This is a genomic window from Massilia brevitalea (assembly GCF_030711405.1).
GTDB classification, from domain to species: domain Bacteria; phylum Pseudomonadota; class Gammaproteobacteria; order Burkholderiales; family Burkholderiaceae_D; genus Telluria; species Telluria brevitalea.
In genome coordinates this window covers 1-16,340 of sequence record NZ_JAULSI010000018.1, presented here as the reverse complement: position 1 = coordinate 16,340, position 16,340 = coordinate 1, and the positions used below count along the sequence as shown (strand labels likewise).

Sequence of the window (16,340 nt, the reverse complement as noted above, 5' to 3'; positions counted from 1 at the left end):
GGCTGTTCAGCCGCGCCACACCACCCGGTTGCGGCCCGCCTGCTTGGCCTTGTACAGGTGGGCGTCGGCCGCTTCGAACAGGGCCGCCGCCGGTTCGCCGCTGTCGGGCAGGAAGGTGGCGCCGCCGATGCTGACCGTCAGCCAGGCGGCGGCGCTGGAGCCGGCGTGGGCGATGCCGGCCAGCGCGACTGCCTCGCGGATCGCGTTCGCCACGTAGCCGGCCTGGCTGGCGTCGGTGTCGGGCATCACCAGCACCAGTTCCTCGCCGCCGTAGCGCGCGGCCAGGTCGGCCGGACGCCGCATCTGGGCGGCGGCGGCGCGCGCCACGGCGCGCAGGGCGCGGTCGCCGGCCGGGTGCCCGTACATATCGTTGAACTGCTTGAAGCAGTCGATGTCGAGCACGGCCAGCGACAGCTGCTCGCCGGTGCGCCGCGCGCGCTGCCATTCCATCGCATACACTTCGTCGAAGCGGCGCCGGTTGGCCAGCTCGGTCAGGCCGTCGACGTTCGCCAGGTGTTCCAGCATGCGGCGCTGGCGCACCAGCTGCAGGTGCAGGGCCACGCGCGCCAGCACCACGGTGGCGTTGAAGGGCTTGGTGATGTAGTCCGATGCGCCCATCTTGAGGCCGGCGGCTTCGTCTTCGGGCCGGTCCAGGCCCGAGATGAAGATCACCGACACGTGCGCCGTGGCCGGCGTGGCGCGCAGGCGGCGCAGCACGTCGTATCCGCTCATGTCGGGCATCATCACGTCGAGCAGCACCAGGTCGGGCACGTGGCGCGTGGCGCGTTCCAGCGCCTGGGCGCCGTTCTTCGCCAGCAGCACCGTGTATTCCGGCTGCAGCAGTTCGCACAGGACGTCGCGGTTGATGGCGTCGTCGTCGGCGATCAGGACCTTTTGCGGCACCGCGTTCATGCCGCCTCCCCGAGGTCGACCCCGAGCTGCTGCGCCACCCGGGCCAGCGGGTCGAGCGCGGCCGCGTATTCGAGGTCGTCGACCGCCGCGGCCAGGGCCGCCAGCGCGGCGCCCAGCTCGGCCGCCTGGGCCGCGCCCGGCAGCAGGGCCTGGAGTTCGGCCGCGGCGCCCTGGGCGCGGGCATCGTCTTCGCGCAGGTAGCCGCCGAGGCGCCGCACCAGGCCCGGCAGGGTGGAGGCCACGCCCGCACCCGCACCTGCACCGTCCTGGGCTGCGCCGTGCGGGCTGAGCAGGCCTTCAAAGCCTGCCAGCACCGCTTCCAGGGCCGCAGCCAGGCCAGGCACCAGCGCCGCCGGCGCCGCCGTATCGCCGGCGCGCAGGCCGGTTTCCAGCTGGCCGGCGCCGTGCGCCACCGCGTACGCGCCGACATACGACGCGCTCGATTTCAAATTGTGCGACAGCTGCTGCAGCACGCCCAGGTCGCCGCCGGCCAGGGCCTCGAGCATCTGGCGCGGAGCGCCGCGGTATTCCTGGACAAAGCTGCGCACCCGTTTCAGCAGGCGCGCCTGCTGGCCGTTCACGCCGGCCAGGGCCGCGTCCCAGTCGACGCCGGCCAGCGCCTGCAGGCGCAGCGGCGCGCTGGGGGGCGCGGCATCGGCCGCCGCCAGCGGCGTCGTACGCCCGGCCAGGCGCGAGCCGTCGATCCAGGTGAGCAAGGCGCGCAGCAGCTGCTCGGGGTCGATCGGCTTGGTGATGTGGTCGTTCATGCCGGCCGCCAGGCTCTTCTCGCGGTCGCCGGCCATGGCATGCGCGGTCATGGCCACGATCGGCAGCGCGCGCAGGTCCTCGATGGCGCGGATGCGGCGCGTCGCCGTCAAGCCGTCCATCTCGCGCATCTGGATATCCATCAGCACCAGGTCGTAGTCCTGGCGCTGCACCATCTCCAGCGCCTGCGCGCCATGCACGGCGACGTCTACCTGCACCGGTGCCGCGGCCAGGAAGTCGAGCGCCACTTCGCGGTTGTTGGTGTTGTCTTCGACCAGCAGGATGCGCGCGCCGCGCAGGCGCGCCAGTTCGCGCGTGCCGGTGTCCAGGCGCGCCGGGACCTGGGGCGCCGTTTCCGGGCTCAGCGCCTGCAGCAGGCTGTGGTACAGCAGGGCCGGGCCGATCGGCTTGGTCAGGAAGCCATGCAGCGGCAGCGCGCCTTCCTGCTGCAGCACCGTCTCGCGCGTGCAGACGCTGACCATCAGGATCGCCGGCGGCGCCGCCAGGTCGGCCTGGGCGTGGATGCGGCGGATGGTCTCGACGCCATCCCAGCCCGGCATCAGGTAATCCATCAGCACGATCTGGTAGGGTGCGCCGCGTTCGCTCGCATCGCGCAGCAATGCCAGCGAGCGTTCGCCGGAATCGACCGCATGCGCCGCCACGCCGAGCGAGTCGAGCATCTCGACCAGGGCTTCGCGCGCGGTCTCGCAGTCGTCCACCACCAGCACGCGCACGTCGTGCAGCGGGGCGGCCGGTGCAGCCAGGGAAACCGCATCGGCGTCGATGCCGGCACCCAGTTTTACCGTGAAGCGGAAGCAGCTGCCCACGCCCGGGGTGCTGGTGACCCCGATGGCGCCGCCCATCAGCTCGACCAGCTGCTTCGAGATGGTGAGACCGAGGCCGGTGCCGCCGTACTTGCGGGTAATCGAGCCGTCGGCCTGGCTGAAGGACTGGAACAGGTGCGCCAGCTGGCCTTCGTTCATGCCGATGCCGGTGTCGCTGACGGTAAACGCCAGCGTCACGCCGTCCGCGCCGCGCGCTTCCAGCTCCACCGCCACCACGATTTCGCCGCGCTCGGTGAATTTCACCGCATTGTTGGTGAGGTTGATCAGGATCTGGCCCAGGCGCAGCGGGTCGCCCACCAGGCGCGCCGGCACCCCGCGCCCGACCCGGAACACGAGTTCCACGCGGCGCGCATCGGTCTTCACCGCGGTCAGGCTGGACAGGTGTTCCAGCAGTTCGTTGAGGTCGAAGGGCACGCGTTCGAGCGTCATCTTGCCGGCTTCGATCTTGGAAAAGTCGAGGATGTCGTTGACGATGCCGAGCAGGTGCTCGCCGGCGCCCAGTATCTTGCCGAGATAGTTGCGCAGCTTCGGGTCCGGGTCGCTTTTCAGGGCCAGGCGGCTCATGCCGATGATGGCGTTCATCGGGGTGCGGATCTCGTGGCTCATGTTGGCCAGGAAGTCCGACTTCATGCGCGTGGCCGCTTCGGCGCGCAGCATGGCGTTCTGGATCGCCTTGGTGCGCAGGCCGAGGATGCGCATGAACACCAGCATGTCGATCGCGTTCCCGAACTGCAGCGCGTGCATGGTCCAGAAGGTGGCGGGCAGGGCGCCGTTGATCACCAGGCTCAGTACCACCGAACTGGTGAAGCTGATCGACCAGCCGACCAGGAAATACACGCCGACCAGATCGCCGCGGCGCGCGCGCATGAAGGCGCCCGGCATCCCGAGCAGCATCGGCATGAGGCCGAGGGTGCTGACGATGGCCACCAGGCCGTCGACGCTGATCACGCCCGCGGCATACGCCAGGGCCGCGACCACGCACAGGGCGGCGCCGGTCTTCATCAGGCGGCTGAAGGTGCGGTCCATGCCGGGCCGCGCCAGGGCCTGTTCGACGAACAGGTAGGCGCCGCAGGACGACATCAGCGCGAACAGCCCGCCGGCGTGGATGTTGGTCCAGGCATTGCTGCCCCAGACGTACTGGCTGCCCAGGCCCGCGAATTCGGCCGAGAACAGCGCGGTCCCGGTGATCATCAGCGCGAACTTGGCGAACAGCGGCTCGCGCAGGTTGACCCACTGCGCCAGGCCGTACAGCACCAGGCACAGGGCCAGGCCGGCCAGCAGGCCTTGCAGCATCTGCTCGCCGAGGGCGTTGTGGTGGTAGACCGAGGCCTGCGACAGGCGGATCGGCAGGATCTTGGGACCGGCGTTCTCGATCCGCATATAGATGTCGTGTTGCTTGCCGGGCGCCAGGTCGAGGATCAGCGCCGGCGTGCGCGGGCTGCGCGCGGGGCCGTTTGCGGGCTGCAGGTTGCCGGCCAGGCCATGCTGGTGCACGCGGCCGTCGACGACCACGAACATCTCCACGCGGTTCAGCACCGCGTAGTCGATGTCGAGGATCCAGCGCGCGGTGCTGTGCGCCGGCACCGACACGGGAATGCGCAGCCACAGTACGCCGCGGTGCATGCCCATGGTGGCGTAGGCCGTCTGCGGTAGCGCGAAGCGCGCGCCGGCCGCCAGCACCGCGTCGATGTCGAGCGTGCCGTTCGGGTCGTCCAGGGTGGTGACGGCGGGCCAGGCTTCCACCGCGCCGGTCCGGTCGTCGAGCAGCAGCGGCGCTGACGCCTGGGCCGCCGCCTGTGCTGCCTGTACTGCCAGCGCCAGCGCGGCCAGCAGCAGGACGGCGCATGCCGCGCGCAGGAAAGACCAGCCGGGCAGTGGGCGCGGGATCATGGCTGTTTGCGGGAAGCGATCGAGGTGTCCGGGCGCAGGCGCAGCTCGATCCGGTTCATCCAGGCCGGCGCCTTCGGATCGTGGTGCCAGGCCTGGACCGTCTCGGCGATGCCGTTCAGCAGGGCCTCGGGCAGCTTCAGGGGCCGGGTCTGGTCCATCAGCAGCTTCACCGTCAGGCGGTAGCCGAGCACGCGCGACACCAGGCGCGAGATCGAGAAGCCGGGCACGACGCGGCGCACCAGCCAGTCGATGCCGCGCACCGCGCCCATGCACAGCACAAACAGCGTGCGCGAGAAGAGCGACACCTGGCCGTCGAGGCCGAGCTCGCGCGCATTCGTGCGGCCGCACAGGTAGCGCGTGAGCAGGGTCGGGAAGGGCTTCAGGGGGCGCAGCGGAATCTCGTCCTGCATCGCTCCCATGAGCGCCGCGGCCAGCGCCGGGCGCGGGTCCGCTGCACCGTAGGGCAGGGCGCCGGCGTTCGCCGCCTGGCGTCCGCGTGCCTGCAGGCGCGCGAACAGCTGTTCAGCCGCGGCCATGTCGTCGACCAGCAGCGCCGGTTCGATGCCGAGCAGGTGCCCGACCACGTTCCAGCCGTGCAGGTAGGCACCTTCCTCGGCCGGCGTCAAACCCAGGCCGAGGCGGCGCAGGCTGCGCAGGAAAACGTAGTGGAAGGTCAGCAGGGTATATGCCAGTTCTTCCTGGTTGATCGGCAGGCCGTGCTGCGCCACGTCCCAGCCGCGCGCATACAGGGCGCGGTGCAGTCCCGGGCCCTCCGGCGCCCGTTCGGCCAGGGTGGCGCCAGGCTCGCCGCCGGCCATCACCGTTGCCGGATTCCCGCGCAGGATCAGGTGGCGGATGGTGGCGTGGATCAGGCGCACCTTCAGTACCTGGGCGACGCCGCCGCCGCTAGGCGCAGTCAGGCCGCCGCGCAGCATCACCGGGAAGATCATGGCGGCGGTCGAGCGTACGCGGTAGTCGGTGTGCTGCTCCAGCTGGCCCGCCGTGTGCAGCACGCTGGCCAGGTCGACCGGCACGTAGCACTCGGGCAGGCTGGCGCAGAACAGCAGGGTGCAGGACAGCATGCTCATCTCGACGAACACCGCTTCGGCGGCGCCGATGCGCGCCGGGTCGGCCCAGGCCGGCAGCGCGCTGGCGGCGCGCAGGTAGTCTTCCAGCGCCGCGGCAATGCGCAGCGGCGTGGCCGGGCTGGCGCGCCAGCCGTCCAATACGCCGTTGCCCGTCCAGGCGGCGAGCTCGCGGTTGACGATGGCGATCGCGTCGTAGCGTTCCTCGCCGTCGCAATCGGCGAGGATGCGGTTGACGACGTCGTCGGCCAGCGGATCGGCGCGGTAGCGCGGGTCGGCCGCCGGCGCCAGGGCCGGATCGAGGAGGACGCCCATCATGCCTCCCGTGCGACGGCGGCCATGCGGGCAGCTGCCACCACCGGGCTGGCCGGCAGCTCGGTGACAGTGGCGGAGACAGGCGCCTGCCAGCGGCTCCAGCCGCACAGGGCGGCCAGCAGCGGAATGCCCATCGCGAACACGGCGATGGTGCGGGTTTCGACCGGGGTGCCGAGGCAGGCCTGGAACAGCATGTTGCCGCCATAGATGGCGAGCGGCACCACGGTATGCACGCGCGACACGCCCGCCGCGGCCACCGGCGGACGCCGGCGCAGCATGAGGCGGAACAGGAAGATGATGACGAAGGAAACGGCCATCCAGCCGACGAAGCCCTGCAGGGTCTCGCCGAACCACCAGCCGTCGGTCTTGTGCATGATCCAGGCCTTCAGCGTGAAGACCATGTACGGATCGGCGCCGAGGTCGTAGGCGGTGACGATCATCGCGGCCAGGAAGGACTGGACGATGCTCTGACCGATCGGCGCGGCGCCATCGGTCGGGGTCTGCCAGACCATCAGGTTGGCGATCACGTAGGCGATGTAGGTCAGGGCGAACCACATCAGCGGGATCACCATCGGCACGTCGCCGATGCGCCAGCCCAGCACCTCGGTATAGGTGTAGTGGCCGAAGAACCAGCCGTAGGTGGAGCCCATCTGCTCGGCGAACCAGCCGAGGCTGACCGAGATGAGCACGAAATGCAGCGCCGCGCGCGCACCCAGCAGGTGGATTGCGCTGGCCCAGCAGCAGGCGAACATCGCCAGCGAGCCGACGATCAGCATGCGCGTGGTCTCGTTCAGGCCGCGCGTGAGCAGCACGACGAGGAACAGGGCTAGCAGGATGAAGGTGATGCGGGGGAGATGGCGCTGCATGGTCGTTCCTCGTCTTGGCTGGTCAGGTTATTGTTGTCAGAAGCGGTAATCCATGCGCAGCGACACGGTGCGCGGCTCGCTCGGTACGGTCATGCCGAAGCTGTCGATGTTCACCGGCTCGACCTTGTCTTGCAGGTTGCGCACCCGCAGCAGCAGGCTCCAGGGGGCGCCGTGTTGCTGGTAACCGAGGCTCAGGTCGGTCTCGGTGCGGCCCGGGATGCGGTAGCGCAGCAGCTGGCTCGGCACGCCGATGGTGTACGCGCGCGCCGTGCGCGAGAACACGCCGGCCGTCAGCGTGCCGCCGCCCACGGCGAAGCCCTGCTCGTAGCCCAGGGTCAGGGTCGCGCTCGGGGCGCGGTCGAGCTTGTAGCCGGCCCAGGAGTGCAGGCCGTCCGGCGTGTAGTCGACGTAGTGGGCATCGGTGAAGGCCAGGGTGGAGCTCAGGCGGGCGCTGGCGATTGGCTTGACCGCCGCCTCGATTTCCAGGCCATTGACGCTGGCCACGCCGGCATTCCGGGTCACGTAGCGCGGCACGCCATTTTCCATCTCCACGCCCGACAGCTGCAGGTTGGTGTAGTCGTACTGGTAGGCGGCCAGGTTCAGGCTGGCGCGGTTGGCCCAGAAGCGGGTCTTCAGGCCCAGCTCGACCGACTTCAGGGTTTCCGGGCGATACACCAGCGCCGATTCCGCCACCGGCGCCGGGCAGGCGACGCCGAGCGCGCTTGAATCGGCCAGGCAGCCGTCGTTGAAGCCGCCGGATTTGTAGCCGGTGGCCAGCACGCCGTACACCAGGGTGGTCGGGTTCAGGTCGGCGTCGATGCCCAGGCGCCAGGTGGTCTTGCTCGTTTCCAGGCGGGCCGCGTTCGGCAGCGCCAGGTCGGTGGCGGGGTTGAAGACCGGGCCGAACTGCAGGTTGGTGGCGCCGACGCGCGACTTGTCGTCGCGCGTGGTGCGGGCGCCGGCCGTCAGGCGCAGCGTATCGAGCACGCGCCAGGTGGCTTGCCCGAACACGGCGCGGCTCTTCGAGACCACCGGGCCGGTCGGGAACACGTAATAGGGCGGCAGGCCGATCGGCTCCAGGTCGCGGAAGGTGGCGAGCTGGGTCATGTCTTCGCGGAACCAATACACGCCGGCCTGGGCCGACACGCTGCCGGTGTCTTTGGTGGCGATGCGCAGTTCGTGCGAATCCTGGTCGTAGGCGCCCTCGAAGTATTGACGCACGCCGAGCGCGAAGCCGGGCACGATGCGGTAGTAATAGTTGACCAGGAAATCGTGGTCGAACTGGCGCCGCGAACCCAGGTAGTGCAGGGTGGCCGGGCCCAGGTTCCAGGACAGCTGCGCCGACAGGCCCTGTGCATCGCGCCGGCTGTGGCCCTGCTCGGGCACCGCATTCGGCGGCACAAAGGCATTCGTCAGGCTTTCCTTCGTCGACGTGCCGCGCCAGACCGGGTTGCCGGTCTCGATGCCCGTATAAAAATTCGTGTCGGGGACGATGACGTCGTTGTTGTCATGCTGGACCGTGCGGTCGTAGCGCAGCAGCAGCGAGGCGTCGGCGTTGAAGTCGAGCTTTGCCGACAGGCGCGCCGAGCGGTCGTCGCGGTCCAGGCCGAGTTCGTGCGGGGTGCCCTGGGCATTGCGCAGCAGGCTGTCGCGGCGCTTCACGGACACCGCCGCGCGCAGCGCCAGCGCATCGTTCACCGGCACGTTGAGCATGCCGTCGGCCTTGCGCGCGCCAAAGGTGCCGAGCTCCGCACCGACTGCGCCTTCGAGCGTCTTGCCCGGCGCGTTCGAGATCACGTTGACCACGCCGGCGGTGGTGTTGCGGCCATACAGGGTGCCCTGCGGGCCGCGCAGGACTTCGACGCGGTCGACGTCGAGGAAGTCGCCGTTCTGGCTGTGCGGACGGGCGATATACACGCCGTCGAGCATGAAGGCGGCCGAGGGCTCGCCCTTGTCGGTGGCGTCGGCATTGCTGACGCCGCGGATGGTGATGCGCAGGCCGTCGGCCGCGCCGTTCAGGTACACGCCAGGCAGGCGCGCGGCGAGGTCGGACGGGCGGTCGAGGCCGGCTCTAGCCAGCTGGGCGCCGCTGATGACGGACATGGCGACCGGTGTCTTCGATTCCGGCGCGACACGGCGCTGCGCGGTAACGAGGACTTCCTGGATCTGGCCATCGGCGCTGGCAGCGGTTTCCTGCGCAGCCGCGCCGAACGGGAGCAAACCCGAGATGGCGGCAGCCAGCAGCGTAAGGTTCGAACGAACCTGACGGTTGGACATGCATTCCCCTAATGTTTGGACCTGGTGTTATTCCGCGCAGTGCAGGGCACCGGCGTCAGCGGCCTGTGTTTTATGCAACACTTTTTACGGCGACGCTAAAGTCTTGCAGTCTAGCAGTACATGCAACAGGGAAACAGCCCCTCGGCTCTTAATTGTTCGGAAACGAGGATGGAGCGCGACACTCGATGTCTGGCTGCTAATGAATGATGCTGTAAAGACAGGTGGCTGTCTAGACAAGCGAATAGCGCGCGCGGTAGGGGCGAAAGCCCAGCCGGCGCTTGAAGTCGCGCAGGCCGGGACGGGCGCCGAGGTAGCTGTCGTACATGAACCAGGCTACTTGCCGCTCCTCGATCAGTTCGCAGATGATGTGCGCCAGCAGCAGGTACATGGCGCCGTCGCCATTCTTGTAACCCATCAATTGGTCGGTGGCGACGAAGTTGCCGAAGCGCGCCACGTTGCAATACGCCGCCAGCCGGCCGCCGGCATCGAATGCGCCATGGCAGGCGCAGTGCGGCTGCTCGGGATACGGGCGCATGCGCAGGTAGGCGCCGTCGATCGGACGGCCCTGGCGCTCGGCGCAGGACGTGTGGATGGCATGGAGCTCGTCGAGGTGGGCATTGCGGTCGATGCGGCGCAGTTGATAGCCGCGCGCCAGCGCCTTGCGGCTTTGCGGGCCGGCGTGGCCGTGCTTGCGCACGGTATCGAGGTAGGAAGCGGCATTCCCGAAGCCGGCGATGTCAACCAGTGCAATCCCCATCGCCTTGTTGCGGAACACTTTATAGCGCGGGTGGGGACGGGTGAAGTTGGCGTAGGCCGCCAGGATCGCGGGCGGGTTCAGATGGCGCTCGAAACACAGCTGCGCCAGCGGCAGGCCGGCCAGCTCGACGGCCAGGCTCGCGTGTTCGATCAGCTTGACGACTGTTGCGGGCGTTTGCATGGGCGGCTCTCGACCATCGATGCAGGAAAGATGCTGTCGAGTCTAGCGCCGCCGGAGGCGCCCTGGATGGGCAAGCTCGGGTGCGCCATGTAAAACCGTGTAAATACGTGGCGTCTGCGTCATTTAAGAGACAGAGGTAAGGACGAGCTCGCCAAGCGGCGATGTCAAGGAGGTGGCCGCCGGCAGGCGGCCAGCTTGGCTTCGGCGCCAAAAAAAACGGCGCAAGCGTTGCCACCCGCGCCGTTCGCCGACACCCGTACCGCCACACACGGCCGGGTCAGAACGCGTTGATCAGAACGACATCGGCACGCGCACCATCAGGGTCACGTCCGGCGTATCGCGCGTCACGCCCGCGCCGACCGCCACGCTCAGGGTTTTCTTGTCGGTCAGGCGGTAGGAGTAGCCGACCAGCAGGGTGCCCAGCTGCATGCGCACCGAACCCGGCACGGCGCGCCCGTTCTGCTTGGTGCGGCCGACGGAGTTGTGGTCGTAGCCGAGGCTGAACGAGGCCTTGTCGTTCAGCGCCAGGCCCATGCCGAAGTTGAAGCCGAACACGCCGCCCGGGGCCACTTCGCCCAGCGGTTCCTTGACGCCGTTCAGCACGGTGCGCTCGATGTTGTCGCGCTTGAAGTTGTGCAGGTAGCTGAAGCTGCCGAAGAACACCGCCGGGTCCGACGGGAACAGCCAGGTCAGGCTCGGCTGCAGCGAATAGAAGCCGGAGCCGGTCGGCAGTTCCAGCGGCAGGCCGCTGCCGGTGACGTTTTCGCCGATGCAGCGCGTGGCGCAGTCGGTGATGACTTCGAACGGGTCCTTGCCGGTGCGCGACTTGAAGCGCAGGCCGCCGATGAAGAAGGGCTTGTCGACGCCGCCATCGTTGAGCTGGTAGCGCGCCGCCAGTTCGATGTCGCCCAGGTCCTTGCCGCTGGTCTGGAAGGCGCGCTCGACCGAGGTGCCAGTGAACACTTCGCGGCTGACGGTGGCGTCCGAGCGGTAGACATAGGGCAGCTTGGCCTCGACCTCGAAGCGGTTGGTGATGCCGCGGCGCAGGGTGACGCTGGCGGTGGTGGTATTGCGTTTCACTTCGCGCACGTCGATCAGGCCGATCAGCAGGGCCGGGATCACGGTGTAGCCGACCAGGGCCACGCGGCTGCTCGACGAGTAGCCGTACTGGACGGCCGGCTCGAACACGTACTTGCCGCGCGGGGTCAACACGCCGGGCTGCTCGAAGATCGGCGCCACCTCGGCGGTGCGGGCCGGCGTCGATGGCGCGCGGCCGACGGCGGCGGTGTTGATGCCCGCCGCAGGGGCGCTGGCCGGGCCGCCTACCGGCGCTGCCGGGGCCGCCGGCTGCGGAGTGGTCGGCTGCTGGTTCGCGGGCACATTCTGCGGGTTCAGCGGCGCGTTCTGCTGGGCGGTGCGCTGTTGCTGCTGCTGTTGGCGCTGCTGTGCCTGTTGCGCCTGCTGCTGTTGCTGCTGTTGTTGCTGCTGCAGCCCTTGCTGTTGCTGGGGCTGCTGTTGCGGCGGCTGGGCCAGCTGCGCCTGGGCATTCTGCTGGGCGGCGGTCTGGTCGCCGCCGGTGCCGCGCAGCATGTCGAGTTCCGAGGCCGTGGCCGGCAGTCCGGCCGCCAGCGCACCCGGCGCCAGGTCGACAGGCGACTCGGCCTGGCGCGCAGTACGTGCGCCGCGTTCGAGTTCGTCGATGCGCGCACGCTGGGCGTCGAGTTGCTGGCGCATCGCCTTGAGTTGTTCGACCAGCAGATCGACCGACTGCGCGCCCGTCTGCGCACCGGATTGGGCGGCGGGCTGGACGGACGGCTGCAAGGTGGACTGCGCCAGTGCCGAAGAAGCACCGAAGGCTGCGCTCACGACGAGCGCGCCGACACAAAGTGCCGGGAATTTGTGCATTAATTGCTCCATGTTCGAAACACCATCAGCGGGGTGCGATGGCTGTTGACAAAGCATTATTCAATCCTTCGGCAAAATTGAGCGCACGTAACATTCCAGCGGTGTTCGCGGTCGCGTTCAGCGTGGTCTGGGCATTGATGGTCTGGTCGTTCAGCGAGTTCTGGATGATGGTTCCGCCCAGCAGCGAGGCATAGGCGTCGCCGCGCACGGCGCTGACCGCGCCGTTCTGGATCAGGCGCAATTGGCCGAGCGCTTCAGTCGACACCAGGCCATTCCCGCCGGCCAGTTTGCCGATGTCGCCCAGCTGGATTTCGCTGCGTTCGACCACATTGCCGTTGATGCTGACCATGCGCTCGATGCCGAGCGTGACCAGCAGGCCGTCGGCCACCAGGAAGCCGCCGCGCGCATCTTCCAGGCGGCTGCTGTCGACCGCGTTCTCGGCGGTGAACAGGTCCATCGGGTCGGCCAGCGCCGGCGCCGCCGCAGGCAGCAGCAGGAGAGACAGGACGAAGGGAAGCCGCATGGTGTTGATCCTCAAAAATCGCCGGGGCCGAATTTCGGCAGGCTGTAGGTGGTGTCGATGACCGGGGCGATGCCGTTGCCCAGCGGCGCGCGCGGCGCGACCCGCCAGTCGGCGGCCTGGTTGAACGATGGCTTGTTGGGGCCCTGGTGGATCACGAACAGGATGCGGTTCGCCCACATCTCCTCGAAGCGTTCGCGCGGGATCGTGCGCGTGCCGCGCGAGGGGTCGCCCAGCAGGATGCGGCCGTCTTCGGCGCCCTTGACGACGACGAAATGGTGGTAGCCCTTGTCGGAAATGAGCACGATGGCGGGCAGTTTTGCTTCGATGAGTTTATCGAGCGGCAGCTGGAAACCGTCGGCGGTGTAGCCGCGGCTTTTCAGGAAGCGCTGCATGTCGAGCAGCGAGAAGCCTTCGCGGCGGATCTTGTCCTGGTCGCCGCTCAGGAACATGAATTTGAAGGCGTCCTGCTCGGAGGTCGGGACGCCGTAATGGTGGGTCAGCAGCGTGGCCAGCGCGGCCGAGCCGCAGCTGAAGTCGTACTGCTGGCGCAGGGTGGCCTGGAAGCGCAGGTCCTTCATGCTTTTCACGGGCATGCCGACGCGCATGCCGCTCGGCAGGGACATCTCGGCCGCGCCGGCGGCCGTCGAAGCGAGCATCAGGCCCAGGGCCAGGCCGGAAAGGATGGTACGAGCATTCATTGGAACTGCAGGTTGATGACGGTGGCGTTCTGGATCAGGACGTTGGCGCCGCTGTTCTGGATCACGACGGGAATGCCCGACATGTTGGCAAAGGAGCCGGCATCGATGGTGTTCGATCCGGTATTCACGTTGACGGCGTTGTTGTTGGCGACGTCGCCGTTGAGTTTGGTGTCGTTCAAAACGAGATCGGCCTTGCCGCGCTCGTGGTCGAGGCGTTCGAGGTCGACGGTGGCCACGGTTTCGCCGCCGATGGTCGGCGTTTCGCGCAGGTCGGCCGGCACGCTGGCCAGGGACTGCGACAGCTGCTCCAGGGCTGGCAGGCTTCCCAGGTCCTGGGGCGCGAGCAGGGCCGGTTCGGCGGCCAGCGCTGGGGCGGCCAGCGAGCTTGCCAAGGCAAGGGCGCAGATGTGGCGCATGCCGCCAATTGCAAAAATCGTTTTCATCGTTTCTCCTGATCCTTGAAAACTGCCGCGCCGGGGTGGGGCGCGGCAGTCTGTCGCGAAGACACCGGGATGGTCTCCGGTGTCAGCCCGTTTTCAGCTTATGGGCCAACTGCCAGGTTCGACTGGACGTTGACGCTTTGCTGGATCAGCGAGGAGAAGCCGTTGTTCTGGCTGATCACCATCACGCCTGCAGCCGACTGGCCGACGCTCGACATGGCGTTCGACATGTCGAAGCTGCCTGCGTTGACGGCCACGGTGCCGCCGTTGCCGGCCGTTGCCGAGCCGCCTGCGCCGCCGGTAGCGGTGCCTGCGGTGTTGGCGCCGCTTGCGCCGCCCATGCCGCCGGTGCCTGCACCGCCGGTGCCGCCTGCGCCGCCGTTACCGGCAGTTGCCGAGCCCGAGGTCGAGGAGCCGCCGGTAGCCGAACCGGTGGTGGCCGAGCCGCCGGCTTCGCCGGAACCCGCGGTGTTCGAGGCCAGGCCGGTGCTGCCGCCCGAGCCGCCCGCGCCGCCTGCTGCGCCGCTGCCTGCGGTCGACGAGCCGCCCGAACCTGCACCGCCCGAACCGCCGGCGCCGCTGGTGCCGGTGCCTGCTGCGCCGCCGGTGCTCGACAGGGCTGCGCCCGCGCCGCCGGTGCCGCCGGTGGCTGCGCCGCCAGCTGCGCCCGAGCCGCTCGAGGTCGAAGCGGTAGCGCCCGAACCTGCGGTGCCGCCGTTGCCGCCGGCCGCGCCCGCGCCGCCTGCGCCGCCCGTGCCGGTGCCGGCCGATGCGGTGTTCGATGCGCCGGTGTTGGTGCCGCCGGTGCCGGTCGACGAGCCGCCGTCGGCCGCGCCGCTGGCGCCGCCGGTGCTGTCAGGGGTGCCCGAGCCCGAACCGCTCGAAGCCATGTTGCCGCCGTTCGAAGCGCCGGCGCCCGAGGTGTCGCCATTGGCCGATGCGTCGCCGATCATGACCGAGCCGCCGGCCGCGCCGCTGCCGCCCAGTGCGCCTTCGGCGCCGTTGCCGCCCGAGCCGCCTGTTGCCGCGCCGGCTTCGCCGCCTGCGCCGCCGGCGCCTGCCAGTGCGCTGCCCACGCCGCCGCCGTTGCCGCCGTTGCCGGTCGTGCCCGAGCCGCCTGCGCCGCCGGTGCCGGCGCCGCTGGCGCCAGCCGCGCCGCCGTTGCCGCCAGCGACGTTACCGTTGTTGCCGCCTGCGCCGCCGAAGCCGCCTGCGCCGCCGGCTGCACCCGAGCCGCTCGTTGCCGAGCCGGTGGTGCCGCCGTTGCCGCCGTTGCCGCCGGTGGCGCCGCCCGCCATCGCGTCGGCATTGCCGGCGCTACCGGTGACGGCGTTGCCGCCGGTCGAGCCCGAAGCAGCCTGGCCGCCCGAGCCGGTGGCGCCATTGCCGCCGTCGCCGCTGGCGTTGCCGCCCCATGCGCCTGCGCCTGCGCCGCCGCTGGCGTTGGCGCCGTTGGCGCTGCCTGCGTTGGTAGCGACGTTACCGATGTTCTGGATGTTGTTGCCCGAGACCGTGCCGCTCAGCGAGCTGGTGGCGGTAGCGCTCGAGGTGTTGAACGAGTTGTCGACGCTCGAGGTTGCCATGCCGCCGTTGTTGGCCGATGCAGCGCCCAGGCCGCTGGCGGTCGAGGAACCGCTGCTGCGGTTCTGGCCCGAGCTGTTGCGGGTCGAGGAATCGTTGTTCGAGCCCGAGCTGTCGGCCGTGTTGGTGTTGGTCGACGAGTTGTTGCCCTGGTTCGAATTGTCGCGCGACGAGTTGTCGTTGCCCTGGTTCGAGTTGTCGGCGCTGTTGTTCGTGGTCTGGGTGTTCGACGCGGTCGAGTTGTCGTTACCCTGGTTCGAACGGTCGGTCGTGGTCGAGGTGTTGGTGGTCTGGGTGTTCGACGCGGTCGAGTTGTCGTTGCCCTGGTTCGAGTTGTCGGCCGTGTTGGTGGTCGTGTTCGTCGCGGTGTTGGTCGACGAGTTGTTACCCTGGTTCGAGCTGTCCGAGGTGTTGGTCGACGTGTTGGTCGTGGTGTTCGTCGCGGTGTTGGTCGACGAATTGTTGCCCTGGTTCGAGCTGTCGGAAGTATTGGTCGACGTGTTGGTCGACGAGTTGTTGCCCTGGTTCGAGTTGTCGCGGCTCGAGCTATCGGTCCAGGTCGAGGTGCCGCCGTCGTTGGCGTTCAGTCCGCTACCGTCCTGCGAAACGTTGGTCGAGGAGTTGGTGGATGGGTCCGTCGTCTGGGCTTGAGCATTCAGGCCGAAAGCGAGCGACAGGGCGGTAACGAGCAAGGTCTTGTTCATGCTTAAATTCCCCTAGGGTGTGTGGTTGAGTTCCGACTGGCAGTCGTACCAGTACCCTCGCTTATGCAAGACCAATGCCAGCTCGGTTAAAACGTGCTCAAGTTATTGAAATTGCAGCATAAGTCCACTAGGAAATGCGAAAATTGCGTATAAGCATTGTTGTTAGGAATTTAATGCAGCATGGGTGTATCGGAAATGGCACAGTTGTGTGTCTTTTTGTCGAGTTAGCAGTGGACACTCCTGAGACAGAGTGTTCACCCATGCTGCATAGAAACTGTGACAGTTCAGGCTGACTTCGAGCTTGGGTCTCGTCCTACATCAAGGGTGGGAACTGGCCGGCAAGCGCGAAAGATACGGCTGGGCATGCACCGAAGGGGTGCCGAGGGGAGAAACTGCTCTTGGCAGGTAGGATGGAAAAAACAATGGCGCTGTCACCGTTAGCTATGGATGAGAATTGAACTGCTGAGCTCTTTCGCGGTCCAAGCCGTATCGCCTTCGATATGGGTCAACCATGAAAGCACCTTGCTTCAGTGAGTGGTTTGCAGCCTTGCCTGTGTAGTGGTCTAATGTCCCCGGACACATCGATAGGTGGATAAT

At 68.2% G+C, this 16,340-nt stretch carries 11 protein-coding genes; all 11 read right to left on the bottom strand.

Annotation, left to right across the window (positions count from 1 at the left end):
- Nucleotides 1-6 precede the first annotated feature (6 nt).
- The 11 genes from QWL29_RS13010 to QWL29_RS12960 all read right to left on the bottom strand — a co-directional run bounded on the left by QWL29_RS13010 (nucleotide 7) and on the right by QWL29_RS12960 (nucleotide 15,743).
- On the bottom strand, nucleotides 7-912 hold the full coding sequence (locus QWL29_RS13010; RefSeq protein ID WP_305823313.1) for a diguanylate cyclase: 906 nt from the start codon (nucleotides 910-912) through the stop codon (nucleotides 7-9).
- Entirely contained in the window at nucleotides 909-4,412 is a 3,504-nt protein-coding gene (locus tag QWL29_RS13005) for a hybrid sensor histidine kinase/response regulator (protein ID WP_305823312.1), read from the bottom strand. The genes QWL29_RS13010 and QWL29_RS13005 overlap by 4 nt, the downstream gene beginning before the upstream one ends.
- Nucleotides 4,409-5,815 (bottom strand): oxygenase MpaB family protein, encoded by a 1,407-nt coding sequence (locus QWL29_RS13000; protein WP_305823311.1) that lies wholly within the window; start codon nucleotides 5,813-5,815, stop codon nucleotides 4,409-4,411. The genes QWL29_RS13005 and QWL29_RS13000 overlap by 4 nt, the downstream gene beginning before the upstream one ends.
- A complete protein-coding gene (locus QWL29_RS12995; RefSeq protein ID WP_305823310.1) occupies nucleotides 5,812-6,678 on the bottom strand; it encodes a carotenoid biosynthesis protein in 867 nt (288 codons plus the stop codon). Before QWL29_RS12995 ends, QWL29_RS13000 begins: the two co-directional genes overlap by 4 nt.
- A gap of 36 nt (nucleotides 6,679-6,714) precedes the next feature.
- Nucleotides 6,715-8,955 (bottom strand): TonB-dependent receptor, encoded by a 2,241-nt coding sequence (locus QWL29_RS12990; RefSeq protein ID WP_305823309.1) that lies wholly within the window; start codon nucleotides 8,953-8,955, stop codon nucleotides 6,715-6,717.
- A 229-nt stretch (nucleotides 8,956-9,184) separates the two neighbouring features.
- The gene (locus tag QWL29_RS12985; protein ID WP_305823308.1) at nucleotides 9,185-9,892 is read right to left on the bottom strand and encodes a hypothetical protein; all 708 of its coding nucleotides are present in this window, start codon (nucleotides 9,890-9,892) and stop codon (nucleotides 9,185-9,187) included.
- Nucleotides 9,893-10,183: 291 nt separating this feature from the next.
- Nucleotides 10,184-11,797 carry an acetate kinase gene (locus QWL29_RS12980; protein WP_305823307.1) on the bottom strand — a complete coding sequence of 538 codons (1,614 nt, stop codon included), beginning with the start codon at nucleotides 11,795-11,797 and terminating at the stop codon, nucleotides 10,184-10,186.
- Nucleotides 11,798-11,822: 25 nt separating this feature from the next.
- Complete coding sequence (locus tag QWL29_RS12975; protein ID WP_229436815.1) at nucleotides 11,823-12,320, bottom strand: hypothetical protein; 498 nt, start codon at nucleotides 12,318-12,320, stop codon at nucleotides 11,823-11,825.
- A gap of 11 nt (nucleotides 12,321-12,331) precedes the next feature.
- Nucleotides 12,332-13,018 (bottom strand): C39 family peptidase, encoded by a 687-nt coding sequence (locus tag QWL29_RS12970; RefSeq protein ID WP_305823306.1) that lies wholly within the window; start codon nucleotides 13,016-13,018, stop codon nucleotides 12,332-12,334.
- Nucleotides 13,015-13,461, bottom strand: coding sequence for a hypothetical protein (locus tag QWL29_RS12965; protein WP_305823305.1), 447 nt, complete (start codon nucleotides 13,459-13,461; stop codon nucleotides 13,015-13,017). The genes QWL29_RS12970 and QWL29_RS12965 overlap by 4 nt, the downstream gene beginning before the upstream one ends.
- A gap of 98 nt (nucleotides 13,462-13,559) precedes the next feature.
- A complete protein-coding gene (locus QWL29_RS12960) occupies nucleotides 13,560-15,743 on the bottom strand; it encodes a hypothetical protein (protein ID WP_305823304.1) in 2,184 nt (727 codons plus the stop codon).
- Between the last annotated feature and the right edge of the window lie 597 nt (nucleotides 15,744-16,340).

What these genes read in the sequence shown, in the direction of transcription:
- QWL29_RS12965 (WP_305823305.1), bottom strand. Translation starts at nt 13,461, where the DNA reads ATGAAAACGATTTTTGCAATTGGCGGCATGCGCCACATCTGCGCCCTT.
- QWL29_RS12960 (WP_305823304.1), bottom strand. Translation starts at nt 15,743, where the DNA reads ATGAACAAGACCTTGCTCGTTACCGCCCTGTCGCTCGCTTTCGGCCTG.
- QWL29_RS12990 (WP_305823309.1), bottom strand. Translation starts at nt 8,955, where the DNA reads ATGTCCAACCGTCAGGTTCGTTCGAACCTTACGCTGCTGGCTGCCGCC.
- QWL29_RS12970 (WP_305823306.1), bottom strand. Translation starts at nt 13,018, where the DNA reads ATGAATGCTCGTACCATCCTTTCCGGCCTGGCCCTGGGCCTGATGCTC.
- QWL29_RS12975 (WP_229436815.1), bottom strand. Translation starts at nt 12,320, where the DNA reads ATGCGGCTTCCCTTCGTCCTGTCTCTCCTGCTGCTGCCTGCGGCGGCG.
- QWL29_RS12985 (WP_305823308.1), bottom strand. Translation starts at nt 9,892, where the DNA reads ATGCAAACGCCCGCAACAGTCGTCAAGCTGATCGAACACGCGAGCCTG.
- QWL29_RS13005 (WP_305823312.1), bottom strand. Translation starts at nt 4,412, where the DNA reads ATGATCCCGCGCCCACTGCCCGGCTGGTCTTTCCTGCGCGCGGCATGC.
- QWL29_RS12995 (WP_305823310.1), bottom strand. Translation starts at nt 6,678, where the DNA reads ATGCAGCGCCATCTCCCCCGCATCACCTTCATCCTGCTAGCCCTGTTC.
- QWL29_RS12980 (WP_305823307.1), bottom strand. Translation starts at nt 11,797, where the DNA reads ATGCACAAATTCCCGGCACTTTGTGTCGGCGCGCTCGTCGTGAGCGCA.
- QWL29_RS13010 (WP_305823313.1), bottom strand. Translation starts at nt 912, where the DNA reads ATGAACGCGGTGCCGCAAAAGGTCCTGATCGCCGACGACGACGCCATC.
- QWL29_RS13000 (WP_305823311.1), bottom strand. Translation starts at nt 5,815, where the DNA reads ATGATGGGCGTCCTCCTCGATCCGGCCCTGGCGCCGGCGGCCGACCCG.